23 protein-coding genes are annotated in these 26,011 nt (G+C 62.8%); 11 read left to right on the top strand and 12 right to left on the bottom strand.

Annotated elements, in window-relative coordinates; genetic code table 11:
* The 3 genes from KBB36_RS05495 to KBB36_RS05485 form a co-directional block, all read right to left on the bottom strand.
* On the bottom strand, window positions 1-1,578 hold a 1,578-nt coding region (locus tag KBB36_RS05495; RefSeq protein WP_290977815.1), incomplete at its 3' end, for a 3-hydroxyacyl-CoA dehydrogenase family protein.
* A 26-nt stretch (window positions 1,579-1,604) separates the two neighbouring features.
* Window positions 1,605-2,741 (bottom strand): thiolase family protein, encoded by a 1,137-nt coding sequence (locus KBB36_RS05490; RefSeq protein WP_290977814.1) that lies wholly within the window; start codon window positions 2,739-2,741, stop codon window positions 1,605-1,607.
* 56 nt (window positions 2,742-2,797) lie between these two features.
* Window positions 2,798-3,250, bottom strand: a complete 453-nt coding sequence (locus KBB36_RS05485) for a MerR family DNA-binding transcriptional regulator (protein ID WP_290977813.1) — start codon at window positions 3,248-3,250, stop codon at window positions 2,798-2,800.
* Window positions 3,251-3,431: 181 nt separating this feature from the next.
* Here KBB36_RS05485 and KBB36_RS05480 point away from each other — a divergent pair, with 181 nt between their 5' ends.
* From KBB36_RS05480 to KBB36_RS05440, 9 genes are all read left to right on the top strand, one after another.
* Window positions 3,432-3,794 carry a DUF962 domain-containing protein gene (locus KBB36_RS05480; RefSeq protein ID WP_290977811.1) on the top strand — a complete coding sequence of 121 codons (363 nt, stop codon included), beginning with the start codon at window positions 3,432-3,434 and terminating at the stop codon, window positions 3,792-3,794.
* Window positions 3,795-3,821: 27 nt separating this feature from the next.
* On the top strand, window positions 3,822-4,748 hold the full coding sequence (locus tag KBB36_RS05475) for a sulfite exporter TauE/SafE family protein (RefSeq protein ID WP_290977809.1): 927 nt from the start codon (window positions 3,822-3,824) through the stop codon (window positions 4,746-4,748).
* Entirely contained in the window at window positions 4,745-5,512 is a 768-nt protein-coding gene (locus KBB36_RS05470) for a TIGR02186 family protein (protein WP_290977808.1), read from the top strand. Before KBB36_RS05475 ends, KBB36_RS05470 begins: the two co-directional genes overlap by 4 nt.
* Window positions 5,513-5,604: 92 nt before the next feature.
* The gene (locus KBB36_RS05465; protein WP_290977806.1) at window positions 5,605-6,768 is read left to right on the top strand and encodes an acyl-CoA dehydrogenase family protein; all 1,164 of its coding nucleotides are present in this window, start codon (window positions 5,605-5,607) and stop codon (window positions 6,766-6,768) included.
* Between the two features lie 2 nt (window positions 6,769-6,770).
* Window positions 6,771-8,027 (top strand): MFS transporter, encoded by a 1,257-nt coding sequence (locus tag KBB36_RS05460; protein WP_290977804.1) that lies wholly within the window; start codon window positions 6,771-6,773, stop codon window positions 8,025-8,027.
* A gap of 82 nt (window positions 8,028-8,109) precedes the next feature.
* Entirely contained in the window at window positions 8,110-10,437 is a 2,328-nt protein-coding gene (locus KBB36_RS05455; RefSeq protein WP_290977802.1) for a xanthine dehydrogenase family protein molybdopterin-binding subunit, read from the top strand.
* 6 nt (window positions 10,438-10,443) lie between these two features.
* The gene (locus KBB36_RS05450; RefSeq protein WP_290977800.1) at window positions 10,444-10,881 is read left to right on the top strand and encodes an NUDIX hydrolase; all 438 of its coding nucleotides are present in this window, start codon (window positions 10,444-10,446) and stop codon (window positions 10,879-10,881) included.
* Window positions 10,882-10,968: 87 nt separating this feature from the next.
* Complete coding sequence (locus tag KBB36_RS05445; RefSeq protein WP_290977798.1) at window positions 10,969-12,078, top strand: hypothetical protein; 1,110 nt, start codon at window positions 10,969-10,971, stop codon at window positions 12,076-12,078.
* On the top strand, window positions 12,075-13,493 hold the full coding sequence (locus KBB36_RS05440; RefSeq protein ID WP_290977796.1) for a hypothetical protein: 1,419 nt from the start codon (window positions 12,075-12,077) through the stop codon (window positions 13,491-13,493). The genes KBB36_RS05445 and KBB36_RS05440 overlap by 4 nt, the downstream gene beginning before the upstream one ends.
* A gap of 7 nt (window positions 13,494-13,500) precedes the next feature.
* Here KBB36_RS05440 and KBB36_RS05435 read toward each other — a convergent pair whose 3' ends face one another.
* The 5 genes from KBB36_RS05435 to KBB36_RS05415 form a co-directional block, all read right to left on the bottom strand.
* A complete protein-coding gene (locus tag KBB36_RS05435; RefSeq protein WP_290977794.1) occupies window positions 13,501-14,637 on the bottom strand; it encodes a hypothetical protein in 1,137 nt (378 codons plus the stop codon).
* A 48-nt stretch (window positions 14,638-14,685) separates the two neighbouring features.
* Window positions 14,686-16,344: a glucose-6-phosphate isomerase gene (gene pgi / locus KBB36_RS05430; protein WP_290977792.1), complete on the bottom strand. Its 1,659-nt coding sequence runs from the start codon at window positions 16,342-16,344 to the stop codon at window positions 14,686-14,688.
* Between the two features lie 4 nt (window positions 16,345-16,348).
* The gene (locus tag KBB36_RS05425; RefSeq protein WP_290977790.1) at window positions 16,349-17,971 is read right to left on the bottom strand and encodes an alpha-D-glucose phosphate-specific phosphoglucomutase; all 1,623 of its coding nucleotides are present in this window, start codon (window positions 17,969-17,971) and stop codon (window positions 16,349-16,351) included.
* 5 nt (window positions 17,972-17,976) lie between these two features.
* On the bottom strand, window positions 17,977-18,930 hold the full coding sequence (gene glpX / locus KBB36_RS05420) for a class II fructose-bisphosphatase (protein WP_290977788.1): 954 nt from the start codon (window positions 18,928-18,930) through the stop codon (window positions 17,977-17,979).
* A 100-nt stretch (window positions 18,931-19,030) separates the two neighbouring features.
* On the bottom strand, window positions 19,031-19,906 hold the full coding sequence (locus KBB36_RS05415) for a DUF1194 domain-containing protein (protein WP_290977786.1): 876 nt from the start codon (window positions 19,904-19,906) through the stop codon (window positions 19,031-19,033).
* Window positions 19,907-19,987: 81 nt separating this feature from the next.
* Between KBB36_RS05415 and KBB36_RS05410 the strand changes: the two genes are divergently transcribed.
* Window positions 19,988-21,244: a UbiH/UbiF/VisC/COQ6 family ubiquinone biosynthesis hydroxylase gene (locus KBB36_RS05410; RefSeq protein WP_290977784.1), complete on the top strand. Its 1,257-nt coding sequence runs from the start codon at window positions 19,988-19,990 to the stop codon at window positions 21,242-21,244.
* Window positions 21,245-21,250: 6 nt separating this feature from the next.
* Here the strand turns inward: KBB36_RS05410 and KBB36_RS05405 are convergent, their stop codons facing one another.
* The 4 genes from KBB36_RS05405 to KBB36_RS05390 all read right to left on the bottom strand — a co-directional run bounded on the left by KBB36_RS05405 (window position 21,251) and on the right by KBB36_RS05390 (window position 23,555).
* The gene (locus KBB36_RS05405) at window positions 21,251-21,643 is read right to left on the bottom strand and encodes a DUF971 domain-containing protein (RefSeq protein ID WP_290977782.1); all 393 of its coding nucleotides are present in this window, start codon (window positions 21,641-21,643) and stop codon (window positions 21,251-21,253) included.
* Between the two features lie 3 nt (window positions 21,644-21,646).
* A complete protein-coding gene (locus tag KBB36_RS05400) occupies window positions 21,647-21,826 on the bottom strand; it encodes a Trm112 family protein (protein WP_290977818.1) in 180 nt (59 codons plus the stop codon).
* Window positions 21,827-21,915: 89 nt separating this feature from the next.
* Complete coding sequence (locus KBB36_RS05395) at window positions 21,916-22,587, bottom strand: LON peptidase substrate-binding domain-containing protein (RefSeq protein ID WP_290977780.1); 672 nt, start codon at window positions 22,585-22,587, stop codon at window positions 21,916-21,918.
* Entirely contained in the window at window positions 22,584-23,555 is a 972-nt protein-coding gene (locus KBB36_RS05390; protein WP_290977778.1) for a co-chaperone YbbN, read from the bottom strand. Before KBB36_RS05390 ends, KBB36_RS05395 begins: the two co-directional genes overlap by 4 nt.
* A gap of 286 nt (window positions 23,556-23,841) precedes the next feature.
* On the opposite strand from KBB36_RS05390, the gene amt reads away from it, so the two are divergent.
* A complete protein-coding gene (amt, locus tag KBB36_RS05385) occupies window positions 23,842-25,962 on the top strand; it encodes an ammonium transporter (RefSeq protein ID WP_290977776.1) in 2,121 nt (706 codons plus the stop codon).
* Window positions 25,963-26,011: the final 49 nt, after the last annotated feature.

Genomic DNA, 26,011 nt, shown 5'->3' with positions numbered 1-26,011 from the left:
CTGGAACAGCGCGATGCCGACATTGGCGCCGACCGAGAAATTGTCATAATCGCCGCCGATGATCAGCGCCTTGAAGCCCTTCCTGTCGATCTTGGCCGCTTCCTTCACCATGGCGATGATATCGGCATCCACCGCATTCATCTTGGTGTGCAGTTCAAGGCAGGCCACGCCGTCGCCCAGATCCCAGATGCTGGCGCCCTTGTTGGATAGCACCGGCTGCTTGCCGCGCTTCATGTCGGCCAACGTCCAGGCGCCGGGTTCCACCACGATCTCGGCATAGTCACCCGACGGCATCAGGCGATAAGCCTTGCCATTCTCTTCCTTGTAGAAGGGGCGGCCGGCGGCGATCTCCACCATGCGCGGCACCGGCAGGCCTTCGGCTTTCAGCTTGTCGGCAAACCATTGCGTGCCAAGCTGGTCGATCTGCTGATAGGGGCCATATTTCCAGGCATAGCCGGTCTTCATCGCCACATCCACGGCGGCGATGTCGTCAACGATCTCCGGCACCAGATCGGCGGCATAACTCAACACGCGGCTCAGCACGCCCCAGGCATATTTGCCGCCCTTGTCGTCAAACTCCACCAGGGCGCGCAGGCCCTTGCGGGCCGCCTTCACCGAGGCCAGGTTCGGGCGCTGCTTCGGGCGATATTCGCCGCTTTGCAGATCAAGTGCTTCCTTGCCGCGATTGCGGTAGAAGCCGCCCTTGCCCTTGCGGCCGGTATAACCCTCAGCAATCATCTTCTGCATCAAGGCATTCAACGGATGATCGGCCTTGTGGAATTGCGGCAGCGCATCGCTCGGCGGCAGGGTTTTCAGCATCGAGCCGACCACATAGGGGCCAAGGTCGATGCCGGTCAGATCAGCCAGGCCGAAGATGCCGGTCTTGGGGATGCCGGTCGGCTTGCCGATGATGCTGTCGGCTTCCTCCACGGTCAGGCCCATGTCATAGGCCAGCGCGGTGGCCACGGTGGACCAGTAGATGCCGATGCGGTTGGCGATGAAGCCCGGGCGGTCCTTGCAATCCACCACTTCCTTGCCCAGCTTCTCGTCGCCAAAGCGGCGCAAGGCGGCAATCGCATCCGGGCGGGTCTTGGGGCCTTTCACCAATTCAAACAGCCGCATGTAGCGTGGCGGATTGAAGAAATGCGTCACCGCAAAATCGGCGGCGAAACTTTCCGGCAGGCCCTGGGTCAGCAGGTCGAGCGGGATGGTGGAAGTGTTGGAAGTGACAATGGAGCCGGGCTTGCGGTTCTGTTCCAGCTTGGCATAGAGGTCGCGCTTGAGATCAACATTCTCGATGATCGCTTCGCAGATCCAGTCCACATCGGCCAGCTTGCCCAGGTCGTCCTCGATATTACCCGGCGTCACCAGCTTGGCGACACGCGGATGCATGAACGGCGCCGGCTTGGTCTTCAGCATCTTCTGGATCGCGCCTTCGGCCAGCGCATTCCGGTTATTGGCGCCTTTTGGCACAATATCCAGCAGCAGCACCGGAATGCCGGCATTGGCGACATGGGCGGCGATGCCGGAACCCATCACGCCGGAGCCGATGACGGCAACTTTTTTGATCTCGGTCATGGTCTGAACTCCTCCCAGGCTGCGGCTCAGATCGCCTCAAGCACGGTGGCGATGCCCTGGCCGCCACCGATGCACTGGGTGGCGAGCGCGAACTGCTTGCCTTCACGCTGCAACAGCGCGGCGGCCTTGCCGGTGATGCGCGCGCCGGTGGCGCCCATCGGATGGCCCAGTGCAATGGCGCCGCCATCGAGGTTGACCTTGCTCATGTCGTAATCAGCCTGGCGCACGCAGGCCAGCGCCTGGGCAGCGAAAGCCTCGTTCAGTTCAACGATGTCGATATCCTTCAGGCTCAGGCCGGCGCGCTTCAGCGCCTTCTCGGTCGCCGGCACCGGGCCAATGCCCATCAATTCCGGCGCGCAGCCGGCCACCGCCACCGAGCGGATGCGGGCCAGCGGCTTCAAGCCATGCGCCTTGGCGAAATCTTCCGAGCAGACCAGGGTGGCCGAGGCGCCATCGGTCAGCGGCGAGGAGGTGCCGGCGGTGACGGTGCCGGCAGCGTCGAAAGCCGGGTTGAGCCCGGCCAGGCCTTCCGCCGACGTATCCGGGCGGATGCAGCCATCCAGTTCAACGCGGTTGTTGCCGTCGATGATGGCAACGATCTCGTCTTTCAGCTTGCCGGCCTGCTGCGCGGCAGCGGCCTTGCGATGGCTTTCCACCGCCATCTGCTCCTGGGTGGCACGGTCGATGGAATATTTCTTGGCCAGGTTTTCCGCCGTGATGCCCATCGAGACATAAGCCTGCGGATAATCCTGCAAAAGCTTCGGATTCGGCAGCGTGTTGAAGCCGCCCATCGGCACCCGGGTCATGCTTTCCACGCCGGCGCAGATGAAAGCCTCGCCGGCATTCATCTGGATTGCACCGGCAGCCTGGTGGATGCTCTGCATCGACGAACCGCAGAAACGGTTCACCGTGGTGCCGGCAGCTTCCTGCGGGATGCCGGCCAGGAACGAGATCAGGCGGGCGACATTCAGGCCCTGCTCACCTTCTGGGAAGGCGCAGCCCACAATCACGTCCTCAATCGCCTTCGGATCAACGCCGCTGCGTTCGATCAGCGCCTTCAGCACCTGAGCGGTCAGGTCATCCGGCCGCACCTTGGCCAGCGCACCCTTGCGGGCGAGCGTAAAAGGCGAGCGGGCATAGGCGGCAATGACGACGTTGCGCATGGGCGTTTTCTCCCTGGATAGGTAAAAAGAAAGCAGACGGTTTGGGTTTGGTGGTGTTACTCGGCAACGCTCAGCATGGCGTCGCTGCGGGTTTTTACAAAATCATCGATATTCGGCACCTTGGCGCCGCGTTCCTTGAGGCCAAGATATTCCTCCAGGATGCCGACGCTGCGATGCAGTTCGCCAATGGCGGCATCGATATCGCGGCGCTGCGCTTCCAGCGCCTTGAGCCGGTCCACCGAACGCTTCAGCGTCACGCGAAGCTGTTCGGTCTGGCCATCGCCGAGGTCGTAAAGATTGATCATCTCGCGGATCTCCGCGAGGCTGAAGCCAAGCCGCTTGCCGCGCAGGATCAGGATCAGCCGGGCGCGGTCGCGTTTGGTGTAAACCCGGTTCATGCCCTGGCGCGAAGGATGCAGCAGGCCCTTATCCTCGTAAAACCGGATGGCACGCGCCGTCACTTTGAACTCATGCGAGAGATCAGTGATGGTGAAGGTTTTTTCCGACACAGGACGCCTCCCTGAATGGGGCCGTGGAATGCCGGACTCTTAGTTTACGTTAACGTAAACGTCAACTGGATTCTTGCGGGCGCCGCTACGGCAATCCAGTTTGGCCGAATAGGTTGTGGAAAACCATGCCCCCCAGGTCTATGCTGCGACAACACCGCACCAGCACATGGAGGAAATTGCCATGGCGGATGAACGTATTACCACTTACACGGCTTTCTGGCCCTACTATCTGCGCGAGCATGCTAAACCGACTACTCGCGCCTGGCATTATTTCGGCACCACACTGGCGCTGGGTATGCTGGTGGCGCTGGCGGTGACCGGGAATCCCTGGTTCATCCTGGCCGGCCTGCTCTGCGGCTATGGCCCGGCCTGGATCGGGCATTTCTTTGTCGAGAAGAATCGCCCGGCCACGTTCAAATATCCGCATTGGTCGCTGATTTCGGATTTCCGCATGTATTACTGCTTCCTCACTGGCCGCATGGGCCGTGAATTGCAGCTTGCAGGCGTTTCCAGTCATCCCGCCGCAGAGCGCGCCGCCGCCTAACAGCTTCTTTCGAGTATCGCCAGGCCAATGCAGATTTACCTGCCCATTGCTGAGTTGTCGGTCAATATATGGCTGCTGCTCGGGCTGGGCGGCGCGGTGGGATATCTATCCGGCCTGTTTGGCGTTGGCGGCGGCTTTCTGCTCACGCCGCTGCTGATCTTCATTGGCATCCCGCCGGCGGTGGCGGTGGCTACCTCGGCGAATCAGGTGGTGGCGGCCAGCGTTTCCGGCTTCTATGCCCATTGGCGCAAGGCCAATGTGGATTTCCGCATGGGCGCCATGCTGCTGATCGGCGGTCTGGTCGGCTCCAGCCTGGGCGCCTGGCTGTTCACCCTGCTGCATGCGCTGGGCCAGCTCGATCTGGTGATCGGCCTGTCCTATGTGCTGATCCTGGCCGTGGTCGGCGGCCTGATGGGGGTGGAAAGCCTGCGCAGCCTGCTGCGTTCGCCGCAGCCGGGGCCGCCGCGCAAGTTCAAGCGCTTCCACGATCACCCGCTGCTCAAGGCGCTGCCCTTCAAGATGCGTTTCCGGCGTTCGCAGCTTTATATCAGCGCGTTACTGCCTTTGCTGCTGGGCGCCGTGGTGGGTGTGCTGGCGGCGATCATGGGCGTGGGCGCCGGCTTCCTGCTGGTGCCGGCGATGATCTACCTGCTCGGTATGCCGGCGGCGGCGGTGGTTGGCACTTCGCTGTTCCAGATCATTTTTGTCACCGCCAATGTCACCATGCTGCATGCCATCAACACGCAGACCGTGGATGTCACCCTGGCGCTGGTGCTGCTGGTTGGCTCGGTGGTGGGGGCGCAATTTGGCGCCCGGGCGGGCGCAAAGCTGCGCGGCGAACATCTGCGCGGCCTGCTGGCGCTGATGGTGCTGGCAGTGGCGATCTATCTCGCCATCGAACTGGTGCTGCCGCCGGCCGATATCTATTCGCTCGAACCGGGTCAGTTGCGATGATGCGGCGCGCCATCCTGCTGCTATTGCTGCTGCTTGGCCCGACTGGCGAAGCGTTGGCGCAGCGCGGCCTGTCCTCGGCCGTGGTGCCGGCCGATGCACCGCTGGTGACCGATCTTTCAGCGCATCTGATCGCCATCACTTCCAGCTTCACCGGCACCGAATTGCTGCTATTCGGCTCGATCGACGAGCCGGGCGATATTGTGGTGGTGGTGCGCGGCCCGAGCGGCCCGGCAGTGGTGCGGCAGAAAAAGCGCGAAGCCGGCATCTGGCTCAACCGCTCGCCGATCCGCTTTGAGGGTGTGCCGGCCTATTATGCCGTGGCCTCAACCCGGCCGCTCGGCGAAATTGGTGCGCCCAACCTGCTGGCGCGGCTGCAAATCGGCGCCAACAACCTACGTTTCCGTTTTGCCAATACCGGCCCGGAACCGGATACAAGGCCGCACCGCGATGCAATCCTGCGCCACAAGAAGCAGGATGGCCTCTACCGCGAGGAACCGAGTGTGGTGTTTCTTGGCCCCAAGCTGTTCCGCACCGAGATCAGTTTTCCCTCCACCGTGCCGGTGGGCACTTATACCACTGAAGTTTACCTGATCCGCGACGACCGGGTGATTGCCGCGCAATCGACGCCGCTCTTTGTCGACAAGCAGGGCATCGAGCAGGAAGTTTATGATTTCTCGCGCCGCGAACCGGCGGTTTACGGCTTCATGGCGGTGCTGCTGGCGGTGGCGGCAGGCTGGATCGCGGCTCTGCTGTTCCGCCGATAGGCTTCCCCTGATGGTTGTGCTATGCGATATTGTCATTCACAACCCGATAATAAAACACGCCATTCCTCTGCGTTCACCGCGAGTCCCCTGCCATGGATAGAGATGTCCTAGATCAATTCCGCGACACCCTGCGGCGCTTCGTGCGCGAACGGCTGGTGCCGCTGGAGCGCCAGGTAGCCGATGAAGACCGCATCCCTGAAGATATTCGCGCCGCTTTTGCTGAAATGGGCCTGTTCGGCCTGTCGATCCCAGAGGAATATGGCGGCCTGGGGCTGAATCTGGCCGAGGAAGTGGAACTGGTCTTTGAGCTGGGCTGGACCTCGCCGGCCTTCCGCAGCATGTTTGGCACCAATGTCGGCATCGGCAGCCAGGGTATCCTGATTGATGGCACCGAGGCGCAGAAACGCCACTATCTGCCCCGGCTGGCTTCCGGCGAGATGGTGGCCAGTTTCGCGCTGACCGAGCCCGAAGCCGGTTCGGATGCCGCCGCGCTGCGCACCCGCGCCGAATTGCACGGCGACCATTATGTGGTGAATGGCACCAAACGCTTCATCACCAATGCGCCGCATGCCGCGATTTTCACCCTGATGGCGCGCACCGATGCCGGCAACAAGGGCGCCGGCGGGGTGACGGCCTTTATCGTTGATGCCAAATCGCCGGGCATCCGGATCGGCGCGCCAGACAAGAAAATGGGCCAGCGCGGCGCCCATACAGCCGATGTGGTATTCGAGGATGTGAAAGTGCCGGCGGCCAATGTGATCGGCCTCAAGCCGGGCCAGGGTTTCAAAACCGCGATGAAGGTGCTGGATCGTGGCCGGCTGCATATCGCGGCTTTGTGTGTTGGCGTGGCCGAGCGGCTGATCCATGAAAGCCTAAGCTATGCTGCCGAGCGCAAGCAGTTCGGCCAGCCGATTGCAGAATTCCAGCTGGTGCAGGCGATGCTGGCCGATAGCCGCGTGGAGGCCTATGCGGCGCGCTGCATGGTGCAGGATGCGGCCCGGCGTTATGCCGCCGGCGAAATTGTTTCAACCGAGGCTTCCTGCTGCAAGCTGTTTGCTTCCGAGATGGTTGGCCGTGTGGCCGATCGTGCGGTGCAGATCCATGGTGGCTCGGGCTATATGCAGGATTATGCCGTGGAGCGTTTCTACCGCGATGTGCGGCTGTTCCGGCTGTATGAAGGCACCAGCCAGATTCAGCAATTGGTGATCGCCCGCAACATGCTGCGTGAAGCCGCAGGCGGCAGGGCGGGGCGCTGAGCATGCCGGAGGATGGATCAAGACGTGGCCTGCTGGCGCCCGAACGCCTGCCGCAATTGCTGGTCTGCGTCTGCTTCGGTTTCAGCCTGCTCAATCGGGGCCTGTGCGAAAGTTTCACGGCCTTTCTGCTGCCGCTGACGCAGGAATTCGGTGCCGACCGCGCCAGCGTGGCCACCACCTATTCGCTGATGATGCTGATGAGTGGCTGCGGTGCGCCGCTGGCCGGCTATTGCTTTGATCGTTTCGGCGCCCGCCGCACCTACCTGCTCGGTCTGGGCCTGTTCAGCCTTGGCCTGTTGCTGGCTTCCTTTGCCCAGGCCCTGTGGCAGCTCTATATCGCGCTTGGACTGTGTATCGGCGCGGCCTCGGCGGCTTTGGGCAATGCCGCACATTCGGCTTTGCTGGCGCGCTGGTTCGAGGGCGGCCGGCTTTCCGGTGCGGTGAGCTGGATTTACGCCGGCCTTGGCATCGGCACCCTGCTGATCGTGCCGCTGAGCCAGTTGCTGATCGAAAGTTTCGGCTGGCGCTGGGCCTATATCGGCCTGGCAACCTTGCCGGTTCTGGGCCTGATCGCCTTCCGCCTGGTGGATTGGAAACGCGCCCAGGCCGGCTCGGAAAAATGGGCGGCGGCGCGGCTGGTGGTGCGTGAAGGCGCCGAAGCACGCCAGGAATGGACTCTCGGTGCAGCTTTGCGCGAACCGGCCTTCTGGGGCCTGGCCTCGGTGTTTTTCTTCACCGGTTCGGGCATGTTCGCGGTGATGGTGCAGGGCGTGGCCTATCTTGTTGAGCTTGGCTATCCGCCGCTCAAGGCCGCCTCGCTCTATGGCCTTGTGGGTATCCTGACCCCGGTGGGCATCATCGCGTTTTCATGGGCCGATGGCCGTATCGGCCGCCATGCCTCGGCCCTGGCTTCCTATGTTTTCAGCCTCAGCGGCCTGTTGGCGCTGTATCTGTTGCGTTTTGAGCTGCATCCGGTGCTGCTGGGGATTTTTGTGCTGGGTGTCGGCCTGTCCTTCGGCGCGCGCGGCCCGATGGTCAGCGCCACGGCAGCGCGGATTTTCCAGGGCCGCCGGCTGGGCAATATCTTTGGCATGGTGATGCTGGGCAGCGGCCTGGGCATTGCGCTGGGCAGCTATTTCGGCGCCCTGCTGCACGATCTTACCGGCGGTTATACCGCTGTGTTCATTTATTCCGGTATCTGCGTGGTGCTGGGGGCGATGCCTTTCTGGACCTATCGCGCCCTGCGGGAGGCGGCTTGAAACGCCAACCGGAATCCCTATCATCACCAGCAAGCCAAGCCCCATTGAGCGACGCCCCATTGAGCGACGAAGGAATCCCCGTATGAGCAAGTTCGGTCTCAGCCAGCCGGTGCGCCGGGTGGAGGATAAGCGCTTCATTACCGGTGAAGGCCGCTATACCGACGATATCAGCCTGCCGGATCAGGCCTATGGCTATTTCCTGCGTTCGCCGCATGCCCATGCCCGCATCCTGGGCATCGACACGGCAGCGGCCCGCAACGCGCCCGGCGTGCTGGCTGTTTACACCGTGGGCGATCTGCGCGCCGCCAATATCGGCGATCTACCCTGCACCATTCCGCTCAAGAACCGCGATGGCAGCAAGCGTGCCGATCCGCCGCGTCCGGCCCTGGCCGAAGGCATGGTGCGCCATGTTGGTGATCCGGTGGCTTTTGTGGTGGCTGAAACCCTGGCCCAGGCGCGTGATGGCGCCGAGCTGATCGGGGTCGACTACGAAACCCTGCCGGCCGCTGCCGATATGGCCACGGCGATGCAGCCGGGCCAACCGCAAATCTGGCCGGAAGCGCCGAATAACCGGGTGTTTGACTGGGAAGTGGGCAACAAGGCCAAGGCCGAGGAATTGTTTGCCGCTGCTGCCCGTACCGTCAAACTCAAGCTGGTCAACAACCGCATCGTGGTGGCCTCGATGGAGGCGCGCGCCGCGCTGGCGGCGCATGATGCCGAAAGCAACCGCTTCACGCTTTACACCCCGACCCAGGGCGTCTGGGTGCAGAAGAACCTGCTGTCGAAGATTTTTGGCGTCGAACCGGCGCAATTCTCGGTGCATACCACCGATGTCGGCGGCGGCTTCGGCATGAAGATTTTTATCTACCCGGAGCAGGTGATGACCCTGTTCGCGGCCCGGCTGCTCAAGCGCCCGGTGAAATGGACCTCCGACCGCGCCGAAGCCTTCCTCACCGACACGCATGGCCGCGCCAACCTGACCGAAGCCGAACTGGCGCTCGACAAGGACAACAATTTCCTGGCCTTGCGCGTGCATAACATCGCCGATATGGGTGCCTATCTCTCCACTTATGCGCCGATGATCCCGACCATGGCCGGTACCAAAGTGCTGTCCTCGGTCTATCGGTTCCAGGCCGTGCATGCCCGGGTGGAAGGTGTGTTCACCAATACCGTGCCAGTGGATGCCTATCGCGGCGCCGGCCGGCCGGAATCGAACTACATCATGGAACGCCTGATTGACGTGGCGGCCAAGGAACTGGGGGTCGACCCGGCGGCTTTGCGGCGGCAGAATTACATTCCGGTTTCCGCCTTCCCGTGGACCAGCGCCATGGGCCTGACCTACGATTCGGGCGATTTCGCCAATACCTCCGCCACCGCGCTCAAGGCCTTCGATTGGGATGGCGCCGCCGCGCGCCGCGCCGATGCCGCCAAGCGCGGCAAAAGGCTGGGCATCGGCATGGCCTATTACCTGGAAGCCACTGGCGGCGCGCCCACCGAGCGGGCGGAAATCCTGTTTCGCGACAATGGCGAGGTGGAGGTGCTGGTGGGCACACAATCCACCGGCCAGGGCCATGAAACCGCCTATATGCATCTGGTCACCGACAAGCTGGGCGTGCCGTTTGACCAAATCCGCGTGGTGCAGGGCGATTCTGATCGTATCCCGACCGGCGGCGGCACCGGCGGTGCCCGTTCGCTCTATTCCGAGGGCGGCGCCATCCTGGCGGTGAGCGACAAGATCATCGACAAGGGCAAGGAAGTGGCCGCCGACATGCTGGAAGCAGCCGTGGCGGATATCGAATTCAATGCCGGCAAGTTCAGCATCGCCGGCACGGATCGCGGCGCCGATATCATGGAAGTGGCCGCCACGGCGCGGCTGCGTTCCGGCGTTGCCGTTGACCAGCCGGCCGGCCTGGATACCGCAGCGGATTTCCAGGTTCAGGCCATCACCTTCCCGAATGGCTGCCATGTTGCCGAGGTGGAAGTGGATGAAGCCACCGGCATCACCACGGTTACGCGCTATGTGGTGGCCGACGACATGGGCAAGGTGATCAACCCGATGATCGTGGAAGGCCAGATTCAGGGCGGTGTGGCACAGGGTATCGGCCAAGCGTTGTATGAGCGCGTGGTTTATGATGCCGAGGGCCAGTTGCTGACCGGCAGCTTCACGGATTACTGCATGCCGCGCGCCGACGACATGCCGGATATCCAGGTGATCCTGTGCGAAGTGCCGTGCAAAACCAATCCGCTGGGCGTCAAGGGTGCCGGCGAGGCCGGCGCGGTGGGCGCACCGCCGGCCGTGATGAATGCTTTGGCCGATGCGCTCGGCGTGCGCCATATCGACATGCCGGCCACCCCGGAACGTATCTGGGAAGTGTTGCAGGCGCAGCAGCAGGCCCGGGCGGCGGAATAGCCGCCCATGCCGCGTGAATATCCCACGGCGCCGGTAGTTGGCCTTGGCGCCGTGGTGTGGCGCGACGACAAGGTGCTGATGATCAAGCGCGGCCGGCCGCCGCGTGCCGGGATATGGAGTCTGCCCGGTGGCGGGCAGGATTTGGGCGAAACGGTGGAGCAGGGCATCCGCCGCGAATTACGCGAGGAAACCGGGGTCGAGGTGGAGTTGCTCGGCCTGGTGGCGGTGATCGACTCGGTGCAGCGCGATGCCGAGGGCCGTGTGCTTTACCATTATACGATTGTGGATTATGCCGCCCGCTGGGCCTCGGGCGAGGTAGTGGCGGGCGATGATGCCGCCGATGCGGCCTGGTTCAGCCTGGAAGAGCTGGCCGGGCTGCATTTATGGGAAGAGACCCTGCGTGTGATCGAACAATCGCGCCGTTTCCTCAACGGCAAGGGATAACTTGCCAGTTACAATCATTTGCTGCGGGCGCTAAGTATGCTTAAGTGGTCCTAGGCAATCAGCAATATTCTACCCTCAGGGGCAGGGATGAACTTTCCTAAAGGCGGCAGTTCACAGTTTCAGCCGACGAGATTCGAGGAACGCGGCACGGCGGTGAGCTTCACCACGCCGGCTTTGTGCCAGGCCCGTGTGCGCCTGGATAGCCGCGAGCAGCTTGAGCTGACGGTTTCCGCCTTTTCCGGCGTGAAGGGCAATTATGTCATCCGCTGGAAGGATGTGCCGGAAATCTTCTCGCTGACCATGCATGACCGCGCGCTGCATGAAGAGATTTTCAAGGCCAATTCCTGCCTGCCGCCGCATGTGCGCCATGCCACGCTTTTGGCGGCCAAATCCGGCCTGGCCGGGCCGGAAGCGCAGAAGGCCGCTGAAACTGCTTTGGCCGAAGACGAGAATGAAGTGCTGCTGACGCGCTTTTTCCTGTTCAAGGGCGCGCTGGAGAAGATGTCTGGCGGCAAGATGAATCTGAGCGTATCGGATTTTGTCTCCGACAAGGGCCGCGACCGGGTCAAATATGCCATGGGCGACGTAGCCCAGAAGTTGCATGCCAGCACGAATTTGCTCTATGATAGGTTGGAAGCCTGGGGCAATCTGATCGCGCCGCTGGGCGTGACCGGGATGAGCAAGGATTGCCGCCTGCGCCGCTTGGTCAATGCTATCGCCGAGCTTGAGGATAATATGGGCAAATGGGCCGCCGATGATAAATCGGAAGCTGCCGAACTGGCCCGGCCGATTGGCAGAATTTCTGGATTTACCGCCGATTATGCCAAGGACTTGGTGACCTCGGCGATGCGCCCGGCCGAGCATCCCGAGCGTGTGCTGATGAATTGGGACAAGGTATCCACCGCCATCGAAAAGGATATCGAGCGGCTGTGGTGGACCATCGATGGCTGGGAATTTGTGATCCTGCTCTGGGCTGATGCGCAGGAGCGGGATCGTGACAGCCAGCGGGCGGCGATAACGGAAATTTATCGAATTCTGCCCATCATTCCGGAAAAGGAGGCGGCCAACCGCCCGAACGCCCAGGCGATGCAGGAGAGCACCAAGCTGATGGTGCGGGCGTTTGAAGGCTGGAATACAGGCGCCTTGGATATGGAAATGTTGCGACGGGTGGAATCGACCAAGCGGAGGCAGGTATGACCGATCTAGCCTCGGAACTGCGCGATATCGAACGCAAGCTGTTCGAGATTCCCGATGAGAAGGTGGCGCAGCTCACCTTGCTCATTGAGCGGTCGCGCGCTGTGGTGCTGTCGGCCTCAATCGCCAATGCCGCGCTTGGCACGCTGCGCCCGCGCCTGGTGAAAACCCGGCCGCCGCGTTACCTGACCCTGCAACGGGTGTTTTGCCATCCATTCGAAGATTTGCTGGTATTGCCTGGCGATGGCGGCAAGCCGTTTGGCCGCATCGCGCGCCAGTCGCTGGCGCCGATCTGGGAATTTGTACTGGGCTGCCTGGATGCCGCTGCGGTGAAGCAGCTTGAGGCCAGCATGCGGGCCGCGCCGGCGCCGGAAATCGGTGCCAGCCATGATCCGCGCATCCCGCGCCTTGGTGTCACCCTCTGGTCGATTGCGGCCAGCCGCCTGCGTCAGGAACTGGCGCGCGCGGAAACCGATGCGGCGCATCGGGCCGATTTGATTGCGCGCCTCGGCGGCGAGCCGGTATTGGCCGATCTGAGCGATATCATCGCCCTGCTTGAACTGGCCGCGCCGGTGGAGAAACTGCGCGACATCCTGTCGCCCAAGCCGGTTGGCCGCCTGCTCGAAGAGCAGGTTGAGGAGATCAAGCAGCTTTATACCGATGTGGCCGGCAGCGGCCAGGGTGTGCCGGGCTTTCTTATTGCCGTGGCGGTGGCGCGGCTCAGCGATGGTTTCCAGGCGCTGGCGCTGTTCGATGCGCTGGAAGATCTGCCCACCGGGGTCAACGGACTGACGCCGGGGCAATTTGTGCGCGCGATGCTGTCGGGTGATTCGAAGCGTTTCTTCGGGGCTGTCACGCGCACCGATCCGGCCCAGGTGGATGATGCCAAGGTGGCCGACATGGTGGGCGATTTTGTTGCGCTGATCGGCCGCCTGAAAAAGGATGGCATGGCCGACGGGCCGCAGCCCGAGATGGAGGCGGCCAGCCGCCAGCTTAAGGAAATGGTGCGCGTTGGCGTGCTCGGCGGCATCGACGAGAAGGTGCTGGGCGGCATCGAGGCCGTGCTGGCGCCGCCGCCGGCTGACGATCCGGAACTTGCCAAGCAGGCCAGCTTCGATGCCAAGGTTGAGGCCGAGAACCGGGTTTATGCCCTCCAACGCGTCGCCCGCATCGCCACCGAAATCGGCGCCGACAAGGATGTGAACGGCGCCATCAAGCAGCTCACCACCCAGATCGACAATACCGGTGTCACGCTGATCAACGATATCAAGGCCGGCAAATTCAATGCCGAGGGTCAGGAAGCCACCCGCGCCAAGCTGTTTGCCGCCGTGCGTATGCTGGAATTGGTGGCCGGCAGCCAATATGCCAACAAGCTGATGAAAGATGGCATGGCGGCCATCGCGCGGATGCCGCAATAGCAGTTTCTCAACGCGATGTGCCGAGCTGCTTCACATCATGCAGTATCGGCTCGGCGTTGAAGTCTGCCAGTTCCGGCAGTGATAGGCCAAGCGTGATCGGCTCGCCGCCTTCGCGGTCGAGCAGCACCCGCGCATTGAAAGCCTGATGCGCGTAGCCGTGTTTGTCCATGATGCGATACACGGTGACGCCGCCGCGCACTTCATTGGCGCTGGTGATGCTGCTGCGGATATTACCGATACGGTAGCCGCCCACCTCGCGGCCGAGCAGCGGCTGCATGATCTTTTCCGCCCGCGCCAGAAACAGGATTGTGTCGATATCGCTCTGGTTCACCAACTGGTCAGCCGAGCGGTTGAACTGCCCGATCAGTATCTGGTGCGGCAGTGCCTTGCCGATGATGCGCGCCAGCGTGATGGTGACATCGCCGACAATATACTCAAAGCCGCGCGGATTGTTGCCTTCCACCTGATGATAGGAAAAATGCGGCCCCACGGTGAAGGCGGCGCGTAAGGTTGGCACCAGGCGCGGATTGCCCTTGCGCTGTGCCAGCGCATTGTCGGCCAGGATCAGGGCCAGCGCCAGATAGGTGCGCAGATCGGCCTCCACGCCCTTGCCGCGATTCCAGACATAAAAGCCATCGCCCACAGTGGAGCGCGCCAATTCGATCCGCAGGCCGCATTCGTTGAGGCGCTTGCTGGCGCTGTTGATCGAGTATTCAAGCGAGCTGAGCTGGGCCACCTGTTCCAGCGGCGTGTGTTTGGAAAAGCCGACGATATCAAACAGCATCACGGCACGGTTGCCGGTTTCGACGATGGCGTAGCGTTTGACCAGATTCTCGATCATCGCCGGATTCACATCGGCGCGCGCATTGCCCAGCGTGAAGGGCACATCCATGGTCAGCGGCCGGATACCCAGCACTTTGCAGGTTTCGGCAAAGGTGCGCTGGCCCATCAGGCGGCGGCCGCGGATCAGGCGCGGATATTCCTCGGCACGGCCGAGCACGTTATAGGGTTCGGAGAAGGCAAAGGAGATCTGGTTGCTGTCATGGCTCCAGCCGGCAAGAATATGCTTGCCCAGGCGCCAGGAGGAATACAGGACAAAATCGATCTCCCGCATGCCTTGTCGGACGGCGTCCATGTCGCTCATGCCGCGTCCCCAACTCCCTTGACCAGATTTTTTATGCGCGCTGTGGCCTTAGCTATGTGCCGCCTGCCGGGCGCGCGCGATCAATGCATTGGTCGCGCTGTCATGATGCGGCTGCCGGGTTGTATCCGTCAACTCCTCAAGAATCGGTGTTGCTAGGCGTTTGCCGAGTTCTACCCCCCACTGGTCGAAGGAGTTGATGCCCCACACTATCCCTTGCGCGAAAATCTTGTGTTCGTAGAGCGCGATCAATTTTCCGAGATGAAACGGATCAAGTTTTGGCAGGGTGATCATGCTGCTTGGCCGGTTGCCGGCAAACACCTTGTGCGGCGCCAATGCGGCAATGGCGCTCTCATTCAAGCCGGCTTGCAGCAGGTCGGCCTGCACCTGCTGCAAGTTGCGGCCCAGCATCAGCGCTTCGGCCTGGGCCAGCGCATTCGCCACCAGCATGGTATGATGCTGCCGCAACGGATAACGGCTGGCGAGCGGCAGGATAAAATCCGCCGGCACAACCTGTGTGCCCTGATGCAGCAATTGATAGAAGGCATGCTGGCCGTTGGTGCCGGGTTCGCCAAACAGCAGCGGCCCGGTGGCATAGGCAACCTTGCGGCCCCAGCGGTCGGTGCTTTTGCCGTTGCTCTCCATATCGGCTTGTTGCAGATAGGCCGGCAAGCGCGCCAAGCCCTGATCGTAAGGCAGCACCGCCAAAGCCGTATGGCCGAGGAAGTTGATATTCCAGATGCCGGCCAGGGCCATCAGCACCGGTAGATTGGTTTCCAGCGGCGCGGTGCGGAAATGCTCGTCCATGGCATGGGCGCCGGCCAGCAGGGCGCGGAAATTCGCCATACCGATGCCAAGCGCAATCGGCAGGCCGATGCTGGACCAGAGCGAATAGCGACCACCCACCCAATCCCAGAAACCAAGCCGGCGCGCTTCGGCGATACCAAAGGCAGCGACTGCCTTGGGCGCTGCGGAAACCGCCACAAAATGCGCCGGCCAATCCGCATCCGGCCCGAGTGCCGCTTCAAGCCAGTGCCGCGCACTCAGCGCATTGGCCATGGTTTCCTGGGTGGTGAAGGTTTTGGAAGCGATAATGAACAGCGTGGCTTCCGCATCCAGCGGTGCCAGTGTGCGCAGCAGGTCGGCGCCATCCACATTGCTGACAAAGGCGATATCCAGGCCGGGCAGGCGGTCGGCTGCCAGCGCATCCACCACCATGCGCGGGCCAAGATCAGAGCCGCCGATGCCGATAGCCACCACATGGCGGAAATGCTTGCCGCTGGCCCCGCGCCAGATACCCTGGCGCACCGCCTCGACAATGCTTTCCATGCGGGCAAGCTCGGCCTGCACCTGCGGCACCAGATCGACACCATCCAGCATCAGGCTGGCATCGGGCGGCAGCCGCAAGGCGGTATGCAGCACGGCGCGGTTTTCCGAGCTGTTGATCGCGGCACCGCTGAACAGCTTGTCGCGCCAGGCTTCAAGCTTGGCGGTGCGCGCCAGGGCAAGCAGCAAATCCAGGGTTTCACGGGCGATGCGCTGGCGCGACAGATCCAGCATCAGATCGCCGCAGCTCCAGGAGAAATGCTCAAAGCGCCGCGCATCGGCAGTGAACAGATCGGTCAGGCTATAGCCAGCCAAGTGCGCGGCATGGCCTTGCAGGGCCTGCCAGGCGCTGGTGGTATCGATCCGTGGCGGTGCTTCGTTCATGGCATCACGTTATCACGTCGGGACCGGGGCGGCCTGTGCGCTGGCGCAGGCCAAGCTGGTTTTCGGCAAAGTCGATCAAGGGCGCCAGCGTGGTTTGCACATCATCCTGCTGCCGCGCCGGGTCGGCTTCAAACCGCTCAAAATACAGCCGCACCGTGGCACCTTCGGTGCCGGTGCCGGAAAGCCGGGCCACCACACGCGCCGCATCGCCGCAGATCACGCGCAGGCCCTGGCCCTTGGCAACGCTGCCATCCACTGGATCGGTATAGGCAAAATCATCGGCCTGGGTGATGGTCAGGCCGCCGATGTCGTGGCCGACCAGGCCGGGCAGGGCTTGCGCAAGCTGCGCCATGGCGGCCTGCGCCGTGGCGCTATCCACCGCCTCGTAATCATGGCGCGAATAATAATGCCGGCCATATTGCCGCCAATGCTGCGCCAGGATGGCACCCACCGGTTCGCGCCGCTTGGCCAGGATGTTGAGCCAGAACAACACCGCCCACAGGCCATCCTTCTCGCGCACATGATTCGACGAGGTGCCGTAACTTTCCTCGCCGCAGATGGTGATCTGTCCGGCATCCAGCAGGTTGCCGAAGAATTTCCAGCCGGTCGGGGTTTCAAAGCAGGGAATGCCCAGCGCGGCGGCCACCGCATCGGCGGCGCGGCTGGTCGGCATCGAGCGTGCAATGCCGGTGATGCCATTGGCATAACCCGGCGCCAGCCTGGCATTGGCGGCCAGCACCGCCAGGCTGTCAGACGGGCTGACGGCAATGCCGGGGCCCAGGATCATGTTGCGGTCGCCATCACCATCCGAGGCTGCGCCGAAATCCAGCCCCGGCATCAGCGCCACCAATTCCTCGGCATGGGCCGGGTTGGGGTCTGGATGGCCGCCGCCGAAATCGGGCAGGGGCTGGGCATTCATCAGCACATCCTCGGGCGCGCCCAGCATGTCCACCAGCACACGGCGGGCATAGGGGCCGGTCACGGCATGCATGCCGTCAAAGCGCATGCGGAAACCGCCGCGCAACAGGCTGCGGATGGCGTCAAAATCAAACAGGGTTTGCAGCAGCGCGGCATGGTCGGCCACCGGATCGATGATGCTGATCGCCATGTCGCCCAGGCTGGTTTCGCCGGGCTTGTCGAGGGCGATGGGGGCGGCATCCAGGGTCAGGTAGCGCTCGATGCTCTGGCTGCGCTGGTAGATTGCCTCGGTCACCGCCTCGGGTGCCGGGCCGCCATTGCTGGTGTTGAACTTGATGCCGAAATCGCCATCCGGGCCGCCAGGATTATGGCTGGCAGAAAGCACGATGCCGCCCTGGGCCTGGTATTTGCGGATCACTGCCGAGGCGGCCGGGGTGGAAAGCAGCCCGCCGGCGCCCAGGATCACGCGGCCGACACCATTGGCCGCCGCCATGCGCAGGATGATCTGCACGGCTTCGCGGTTGAAATAGCGGCCATCCCCGCCCAGGGCCATAATGCCGCCGCGCAAGGCGGGCTGGGTATCAAACAGCGATTGCACAAAGGCTTCCAGATAGCCTGGGCGCTGGAACTCGGCCACCTTCTTGCGCAGGCCGGAAGTGCCGGGCTTCTGGCCCTGGAAGGGGGTGATGGCAATGCTGTGCGGGGTCATTGGGCTCAATTCTGTTTCAGGCGGCTGACCATGTCGTAGCGCGCCTGGGTGGCGGCCATCAGGATCACGGTATGCAGGCTAGCCACGCCATGCTTGAGGCGGACGCCGCGGCAGAGCGGCCCGCTATTGATGCCGCTGGCAACAAAGATTGCATCGTCGCTTTTCACCAGTTCCTGGCCGGAAAGCCAGCGGCTGCTGTCCAGGCCAAAAGCCTTCACCTTGGCGGCTTCGTCGTCGCTTTGCGGATCAACGCGGCCGAAGAATTCGCCACCCATGGCGCGGGTGAAGATTGCCGTGATGATGCCTTCCGGCGAGCCGCCGGTGCCGAACAGCGCATCCACCTGGCTGTTGGGCTCCACCGCCATGAAGGCGCCGGCCACATCACCATTCTCCTGCAACATGGTGCGCGCGCCGGCGGCGTGGATTTCCTTGATGATGCCGTGGTGGCGCTTGCGGTTCAGCACAAAGATGCATAATTCGCGCACCGGCTTGTTCAGTGCGGCTGCCAGGGCTTCCAGCTTCTGCGCCACGCTCCAGCTTGGGTCGACCTTACCCTTGGCCGCTGCAGGCAGCACCAGCTTGTCCATGTAGAAGCTGGGGCCGAGATCAAACATCGCGCCGCGCGGCGCCAATGCCATCACGGCCATGGAATTATCCACGCCGTTGGCCATGTTGGTGGTGCCTTCGATCGGGTCCACTGCGATTTCGATTTCCGGCTCACCGGTGCCGATGCGCTCGCCGCGATAAAGCAGCGGTGCATTATCCTTCTCGCCCTCGCCGATCATCACCACGGCATTGATGTTGATCGCACCCAGCGCCTTGCGCATGGCTTCCACGGCGGCGCCATCACCGGCTTCCTTTTCGCTGCGGCCAACCCAGTCATGGGCGGCCAGCGCCGCCGCCTCGGTAACAAGGCGCAGGGCGAAGGGAAAATCCGCACGGGCGAAGGGACTGGTCATTCGGGCGCTCCTCAAGCAACGGGCCGGTTGTCGCCTGGAAATACGGCAAAAATCCGCCCGCGCCAAGGCGGTATGAGGGAAATTGCCGGGGAGTGTCGGGTTATTGGTCGAAGCGGCGGCGCCAGAATTCCTGGCTCTGGCGTTCGCCGACATCGCAGCCCTTGGGATAACGCTGCTCGCCCTGGGCCAGCCGGAAGGGCTGGTTCAGCCGCACCGGCGGGCCGGCCTGGTGCCATTGCCGGGGCACGATGGGGGCTGAGGCGATTTCAAGCACCAGCTTGCGCCGCACCGCTTCATGGAAAGTGTCAAAACTCTCCGCCACCACCACAAAGGAACCCGGGCCGCCGATGACACAGCCTTCGTAATAGCGATCCAGGTCTTCCAGCACCGGCATGCCCCAGGGATTGGGCCGGTCGTTGATGATCGGCAGGCCGTTGATCACGATGCCGGCAGCCAGGGCGCGGTCGCGGGCCAGGTCGACCGGGTCGCCGGCATTGTTCGGACCGTCGCCGGAAATATCCAGCACCCGGCGCAGGCCCTGATAGGGCGATTCGGCAAAACGCGGCAGGGCGGCCAGGATGGCGCCGCTGATGCTGGTGCGCCGGCCGATGCGGATCGGCACATCCAGCAGCTTGGCGGAAACCGCCCGGGCGCTGGCCAGGTCGCTGATCTCGGTCCAGTCCAGCACGGAATTATTGGTGAAATTATCCGCCCATTCAAAATAGGCGATGGCGATGCGGCCATGGATGCCGCCCCGGATTGCCTTCACCACCTGGGGATCAACCAGCGCCTTGGCATAGCCCTCGCGCTGCAATTTGGCTTCATCCGGATCGACACTGCCGGAGATATCGATGGCCAACAGCAATTCCAGGTCAACAGGACGCTTCTCCCTGGTTGCCTGGGCAACCGAGGGGGCGGGAAGCAGACCCGGCACAAGCAAAGCCAGGGTCAAAACCGCAAGCCATCGCCACTGCATGGGCCAAGCTTAGACCGCCTGCGGCAAGCCGTCCATCGCCAATCTATGGACAAGCCGGCCCGGCCGAAGGATGCTCCGGGCATGAGCGACATCCTGCATACCGAGGTGGCGATTGTCGGCGGCGGCCTGGCCGGGCTGACCCTGGGCATCGCCCTGGCCAGCCACGGCGTTGACACCGTGATTGTGGACCGCGAAGACCCCGCCAAGGCACTGGCCGCCGGCTTTGATGGCCGGGTTTCCGCCATTGCCTTGGCCTCGCAGCGTATGCTGGCCTCCATCGGCCTGTGGCGGCATGTGTCTGAAGCGCAGCCGATGTGGGATATCCGTGTATCGGATGGAGATTCCCCGCTCTTTGTGCATTACGACCATGCCGTGCTGGGTGAAGACCCGTTTGGCTGGCTGGTGGAAAACCGGGTGATGCGCCAAGCCCAGCAGGCGGCGCTGGCCGATCATCCGGGCCTGCGCCTGCTGGCGCCGCTGGGTGTTGCCAGCGTTGAGCGCGGCCAGCCCGGTTCCGGCGCCCCGGCGCAGCTGACCCTGGATGATGGCCGCAAAGTATCTGCCCGGCTGGTGGTGGGCGCCGATGGTCGTGGCTCGGCGATCCGCCAGGCGGCCGGGATCAAAACCATGGCATGGGCCTACCGGCAGACCGGCATTGTCTGCACCGTGTGGCATGAACGGCCGCATCATGGCGTGGCGCAGGAGCGTTTCCTGCCGGCCGGGCCTTTTGCCATCCTGCCGATGACCGATGAGGCTGCTCAGGATGGTGCTGCCGGCCGGCACCGTTCGTCCCTGGTGTGGACCGAGCCGCCGGAACGCGCTGAGGCGATCCTGGCACTGGATGAAGCCGGTTTTGTCGCCGAGATGCGGCAGCGTTTCGGTGATCATTTCGGCGCCCTCGGCTTGGTGGGGCCACGCTGGTCCTACCCGCTCAGCTTCCTGCATGCAGAGCGTTATGTTGATCACCGTCTGGCTTTGGTCGGCGATGCTGCGCATGGCATCCATCCGATCGCCGGCCAGGGCCTCAATCTCGGCCTGCGCGATGTGGCGGCGCTCACCGAGGCGGTGGTGCTGGCGCGCCGGCTTGGGCTTGATCCGGGCCAGGCCGATGTGCTGGAAGGCTACGAGGATTGGCGCCGGGTCGATACCGTGGTGCTCTCGGCAGTCACGGATGTGCTGACGCGGCTGTTTTCCAACGATATCGCGCCGCTCAGGCTGGCCCGCGACCTGGGGCTTGGCCTGGTACAGCAGATTCCCCCGGCCAAGACCTTTTTCATGCGCCATGCCATGGGGGATGTCGGCAAGCTGCCAAAATTGCTGCGCGGCGAGCGGGTGTAACGAATCTCAGCGCGGCTCGCGCTTGAGGCCGCGCTCGGCCAGGGCGGCGAGGTATTTCGCCCAGAGTTCATCCTGATCGTGGCCGCGATCATAGAAATATTCCCAGCTATAGATGCCGGTATCGTGCAGGTCGTCGAATTTCAGCCGCACGGCATAGCTGCCCACCGGCTCGATGGCGATGATGTTGACATGCCGGCGGCCGCCGATATAGCTGCGCTGCTGCGGGCCATGGCCCTGCACTTCGGCCGAGGGGCTTTCCACGCGCAGGAATTCGGTGCTGAAGCGGAAGGATTTGCCATCGGCGAAATCCACTTCCAGCGCCTTGTCCTGCGATTTCAGGCGCAGTTCCACACAGGCCGGGCGGCCGGCACGATTATAGGGCGAAGCCTGGTCGAGCATGGCTCAGGCCGAGGTTTCATCAAGCTGGCGCGCTTCGTCCACCAGCATGATCGGAATGCCGTCGCGGATCGGAAAGGCCAGGCGGGCCTTTTCGCTCACCAGTTCATTGGCTTCGCGGTCATAGCGCAGAATGGTCTTGGTCAGCGGACAGACCAGCAATTCCAGCAATTTCGGATCAACCATTGCCGGCGCTGCGGCAGCCGGTGCAGTGGCATTGGACGAGGACGTGGTGGCTTGGCTGTCATCAGACATGGTTTTGATCTCCGGCAAAATCAGTTAAAGCGCCCGGCGCTGCTGGCGCTTGGCCGTTCCAGCAAGGCCATTTCCAGCAGGCTGGTGAGCAGGCTGCCGCGCGCTGCCAGGGTTTCGGCTTCCAGCAGGGCCTGTTTCTCGCTTGGGGCAAAGGGGCAAATCATTGCCAGCGAATGCACCAGCACTTCATCCTGCGCCGCGTCAATCGAGGGCCAGTCGGCCGGCAGATTCTGGCGGTCGAGATAGTTGCGCAAGGCGGCGATCAGGCGCGGCCGGTTGATCTGGCCGTTTGCTGCCGGGGCCATGTCGGCGGCAAAGCCGGTGTAATCCGCCGTCACCTGGCGATAGGGCAGGGTCATCGGCAATTCCTGGCTCACATTGAATCGGCAGATGCCGCGCAATGTGATCAGCATGCGGCCATCCTCGGTATCCACCGAGGCATCGATGCGCCCCAGGCAGCCGGTGCGATACACCGCCGGGCGCTCGCTGCGGCTGAAGGCTTCCTGCGGCTGGATCATGCCAATCAGGCGCGAGCCGGCCAGGGCATCGCGGGTCATCGCCAGATAGCGCGGCTCAAAGATGTTCAGCGGCAGCATGCCACGCGGCAGCAGCAGCACGCCGGTCAGCGGAAAGATCGGGATTGTGGCGTCCAGCGCGTCGAAATCCAGGCTTTCCGCCTCTGGCTGGCTCATGCGAACAGGATCGACGACAGCCGGCGCCGGGCATCCACCACCAGCGGGTCCATCGGCCCCAGCGCTTCGAAAATCTTCACCAGCTGCTTGCGCGCTGCCTCGTCATTCCATTTGCGGTCCAGCTTCACGATGTCGAGCAACTGGTCGAGCGCATCGCCCTGGCGGTTGGCGCCAACCAGCGCCAGGGCATAATCGTAGCGTGCCTGATAGTCTTTTGGATCGGCCGCCACCTTGGCTTCCAGGGCCGCCAATTCACCCGCCGCGCCGGCACTTTCCTGCGCCAGTTGCAGCGCCGAACGCGCCGAGGCGACATCGGCATGATTCTCATGCGCCGGCGGCACCTGGGCGAGGATCTCTTCAACACTTTCCAGTTCGCCCAGGCCCACCAGGGCGCGGGCCAGGCCACCGAGTGCGGCGGGATTTTCCGGCTCGCTGCCCAGCGCGCCCGAGAAGGCTTCGCCGGCTGCGGCCCAATCCTGGGCCGCCAGCGCCGCCTTGCCGGCTTCAATCAGCTGCACCGCTTCGCTGTCGCCAACCGCGCCGCCCACCACCTGTTCGATGAATTTCTTCAACTGGCTGTCAGGCAGGGCGCCGACAAAACCATCCACCGGCTGGCCCTTGGAAAAGGCATATACCGCCGGGATCGACTGGATGCGCAATTGCTGCGCCAGCGGCTGGTTGCGCGGATCGTCGATATTCACCTTCACCAGCTTGAACTTGCCCTTGGCGGCAAGCGTGGCTTTTTCCAATGCCGGCCCAAGTTGCTTGCAGGGGCCACACCAGGGGGCCCAGAAATCCACCAGCACCGGCTGTTGCATCGAAGCCTGCACCACATCCTGCATGAAGGTGGTGATATCAATCTCTTTCACCAGATCGGCAGCCGCCGGGGCCATGCCCGGATTGGTGCCGGGCTGCGCGGCGCCTGGCTGGCCGGCGGAGATGCCGAAATTCAGGCTGGTCGGTTCCATAATGATATGATCCAGTTTTGGGGCCGGTTTGCGACCGGACGGTTATATCTCGGCGTGAACGCTCTGCTCATCAAATAATGCCCGGCAGTGCAAATGCCAACACCCGGGTTTCGGCTAATTTTTAATCATTTTGCCGCCGTAAAAGCCAAGTGCTGTTTCTGGCATCGCTATATCAGGGGTTTAACGCTGGTATGCCTTTTGCTTCAGCAAACGTGTATCGGATTGCTACCAGCGGTCCCCCCTCCTTTTGGCGCCGATCCCCAGGGCGCCCCGCTTTTGTAGGCGAATGGCAATAGAGCGTATCGATCTGGTCTGGCTCCTGGTTGCCACCTGCATGATCTTCGTGATGCAGGCAGGTTTCTGTTGTCTGGAAAGCGGTTTTGTGCGCGCCAAGAACAGTATCAACGTGGCGTTGAAGAATCTGGTCGATTTCTGCATTGCCAGCCTGTTGTTCTGGCTGTTTGGCTTCGCGCTGATGTTTGGCATCAGCCAGAATGGCTGGATCGGCGCCAGCGCCTGGATGTTCGATGCCCGCGGCGAAACCTCGATTGGCGCTTTCCTGCTGTTTCAGCTCATGTTCTGCGGCACCGCCGCCACCATCGTTTCCGGCGCGGTGGCCGAGCGGGTGGCGTTCAGTTCCTATGTTGTCATCACCATCATCATTTCGGGCCTGATCTATCCGGTTTTTGGCCATTGGGCCTGGAATAGCGGCCAGCTTGGCGGCGAGTCGGGCTGGCTGGCGGCACTTGGTTTTATCGATTTTGCCGGTTCCACCGTGGTGCATTCGGTCGGCGGCTGGGTGTCTCTGGCTGCCGTGGTGGTGATCGGGCCGCGCATGGGGCGGTTCAAGAAGGGCGTGGCGATGATCCGTGGCCATGATCTCACCATGTCCACCCTCGGCGTCATGCTGCTGTGGTTCGGCTGGTTTGGTTTTAATGGCGGCAGCACGCTGGCGATGTCGGCGGATGTACCCAGCGTGTTGATCAATACCACCCTGGGCGGCTGTGCCGGCGGCATTGCCGGCCTAGTCGCCTCGCGCCTGATATTCCCGTTGCCGCGCGTGGAGGATTTCCTCAATGGCACGCTGGCCGGCCTGGTGGCAATCACGGCCAATTGCAACAACACTTCGGCATTATCCGCGGTGCTGATCGGCGCTATTGGCGGGGTGATCGCCTTGCTCTTCGGCCAATGGCTGGAGCGGCTGCGGATCGACGATGCGGTTGGCGCGGTGCCGGCGCATCTCGGCGCCGGTATCTGGGGCACCCTGGCGGTGGCCTTGTTCGGCGATCCATCGGCCTGGCCGGTGCCGCATGATCGTGTCACCCAGTTCGGCATCCAGTTGCTTGGCTGTGTGGTGGCCGGCGTTTACTGCTTCGGCTTCACCTATGTGGTGCTCAAGATCGTCAACCGCCTCCTGCCGCTGCGGGTTTCGCCCGAAGCCGAGCATGTCGGCCTGAACCAGGCCGAGCATGGCGCTTCCTCGGCGATGCTCGATCTGGTCAACGACATGGAACGGCATCGTGTCGAAGGCCGCTTTGACGGCCCTGTTGCGGTGATTGCCGGTTCCGAGGTGGAGCCGATTGCGCTGCAATACAACCGTGTCATCCAGCGCGTGAATCGTGATTCCGAGCGGTTGCGGCGGGTGATCGAGGCGCTCAAGCGCGCCAAGGCCGAGGCCGAAGCGGCGAATCAGGCCAAGACCGCCTTCCTCGGCAATATGAGCCATGAATTGCGTACACCGCTGAATGCCATCATCGGCTTTTCGGAAATTCTCAGCGGCGAATTGTTCGGTCGCCTCGGCGACGACCGCTACAAGGAATATGCCGCCGATATCCTCAATAGCGGCAAGCATCTGCTCAGCCTGGTCAATGACCTGCTCGATCATACCCGCATCGAATCCGGTCGCGTGGAACTGACCGAAGAGGAGATTGATCTGCACGATCTTTGCCGCGCCGTGCTGCGTATGCTGCAAGACAAGGCGGTGTCCGGCGGCGTTATCCTGGAAGCGGACATACCGGAAGATCTGCCAGAGCTGCGCGCCGACGAGCGCGCCATGCGCCAGATGCTGCTGAATCTGCTCGGCAATGCAATCAAATTCACCCCCAAGGGTGGCAAGGTGACGATTGCCGCCGAGCTGGAAGCGGATGGCCGCTTCGCGATCTGTGTGCGGGATACCGGTATCGGCATGAAGCGCGAGGATGTGCCGCGTGCGCTGGAGCCATTTGTGCAATTGCACCACCATCTATCCAAAAGCTATGGCGGCGCCGGCCTCGGCCTGCCGCTGGTGCAGGCGCTGATGCGGCTGCATCAGGGCTCGGTCACAATTGATAGCCGCGAAGGGGTTGGCACCGTGGTGACATTGCGCTTCCCGCGCCAGCGCGTTTCCGCCCTGGCTATTGCAGAATAAGTGACGTCAATAGCCGTTCATGTTAACTTTCCGCCTTGCGCAGGGAGGC

Source organism: Ferrovibrio sp. (assembly GCF_017994015.1).
GTDB lineage: Bacteria > Pseudomonadota > Alphaproteobacteria > Ferrovibrionales > Ferrovibrionaceae > Ferrovibrio.
The sequence above is the reverse complement of the archived record's forward strand: the minus strand, read 5'-3'. Positions and strand labels throughout refer to the sequence as shown.

Coding starts and splice junctions, on each gene's coding strand:
- KBB36_RS05405 (WP_290977782.1), bottom strand. CDS start 21,643: ATGCTCGACCAGGCTTCGCCCTATAATCGTGCCGGCCGCCCGGCCTGT.
- KBB36_RS05440 (WP_290977796.1), top strand. CDS start 12,075: ATGACCGATCTAGCCTCGGAACTGCGCGATATCGAACGCAAGCTGTTC.
- KBB36_RS05455 (WP_290977802.1), top strand. CDS start 8,110: ATGAGCAAGTTCGGTCTCAGCCAGCCGGTGCGCCGGGTGGAGGATAAG.
- KBB36_RS05475 (WP_290977809.1), top strand. CDS start 3,822: ATGCAGATTTACCTGCCCATTGCTGAGTTGTCGGTCAATATATGGCTG.
- pgi (WP_290977792.1), bottom strand. CDS start 16,344: ATGAACGAAGCACCGCCACGGATCGATACCACCAGCGCCTGGCAGGCC.
- KBB36_RS05395 (WP_290977780.1), bottom strand. CDS start 22,587: ATGAGCCAGCCAGAGGCGGAAAGCCTGGATTTCGACGCGCTGGACGCC.
- KBB36_RS05480 (WP_290977811.1), top strand. CDS start 3,432: ATGGCGGATGAACGTATTACCACTTACACGGCTTTCTGGCCCTACTAT.
- glpX (WP_290977788.1), bottom strand. CDS start 18,930: ATGACCAGTCCCTTCGCCCGTGCGGATTTTCCCTTCGCCCTGCGCCTT.
- KBB36_RS05450 (WP_290977800.1), top strand. CDS start 10,444: ATGCCGCGTGAATATCCCACGGCGCCGGTAGTTGGCCTTGGCGCCGTG.
- KBB36_RS05470 (WP_290977808.1), top strand. CDS start 4,745: ATGATGCGGCGCGCCATCCTGCTGCTATTGCTGCTGCTTGGCCCGACT.
- KBB36_RS05410 (WP_290977784.1), top strand. CDS start 19,988: ATGAGCGACATCCTGCATACCGAGGTGGCGATTGTCGGCGGCGGCCTG.
- KBB36_RS05390 (WP_290977778.1), bottom strand. CDS start 23,555: ATGGAACCGACCAGCCTGAATTTCGGCATCTCCGCCGGCCAGCCAGGC.
- KBB36_RS05445 (WP_290977798.1), top strand. CDS start 10,969: ATGAACTTTCCTAAAGGCGGCAGTTCACAGTTTCAGCCGACGAGATTC.
- KBB36_RS05435 (WP_290977794.1), bottom strand. CDS start 14,637: ATGAGCGACATGGACGCCGTCCGACAAGGCATGCGGGAGATCGATTTT.
- KBB36_RS05490 (WP_290977814.1), bottom strand. CDS start 2,741: ATGCGCAACGTCGTCATTGCCGCCTATGCCCGCTCGCCTTTTACGCTC.
- KBB36_RS05465 (WP_290977806.1), top strand. CDS start 5,605: ATGGATAGAGATGTCCTAGATCAATTCCGCGACACCCTGCGGCGCTTC.
- amt (WP_290977776.1), top strand. CDS start 23,842: ATGGCAATAGAGCGTATCGATCTGGTCTGGCTCCTGGTTGCCACCTGC.
- KBB36_RS05425 (WP_290977790.1), bottom strand. CDS start 17,971: ATGACCCCGCACAGCATTGCCATCACCCCCTTCCAGGGCCAGAAGCCC.
- KBB36_RS05415 (WP_290977786.1), bottom strand. CDS start 19,906: ATGCAGTGGCGATGGCTTGCGGTTTTGACCCTGGCTTTGCTTGTGCCG.
- KBB36_RS05400 (WP_290977818.1), bottom strand. CDS start 21,826: ATGGTTGATCCGAAATTGCTGGAATTGCTGGTCTGTCCGCTGACCAAG.
- KBB36_RS05460 (WP_290977804.1), top strand. CDS start 6,771: ATGCCGGAGGATGGATCAAGACGTGGCCTGCTGGCGCCCGAACGCCTG.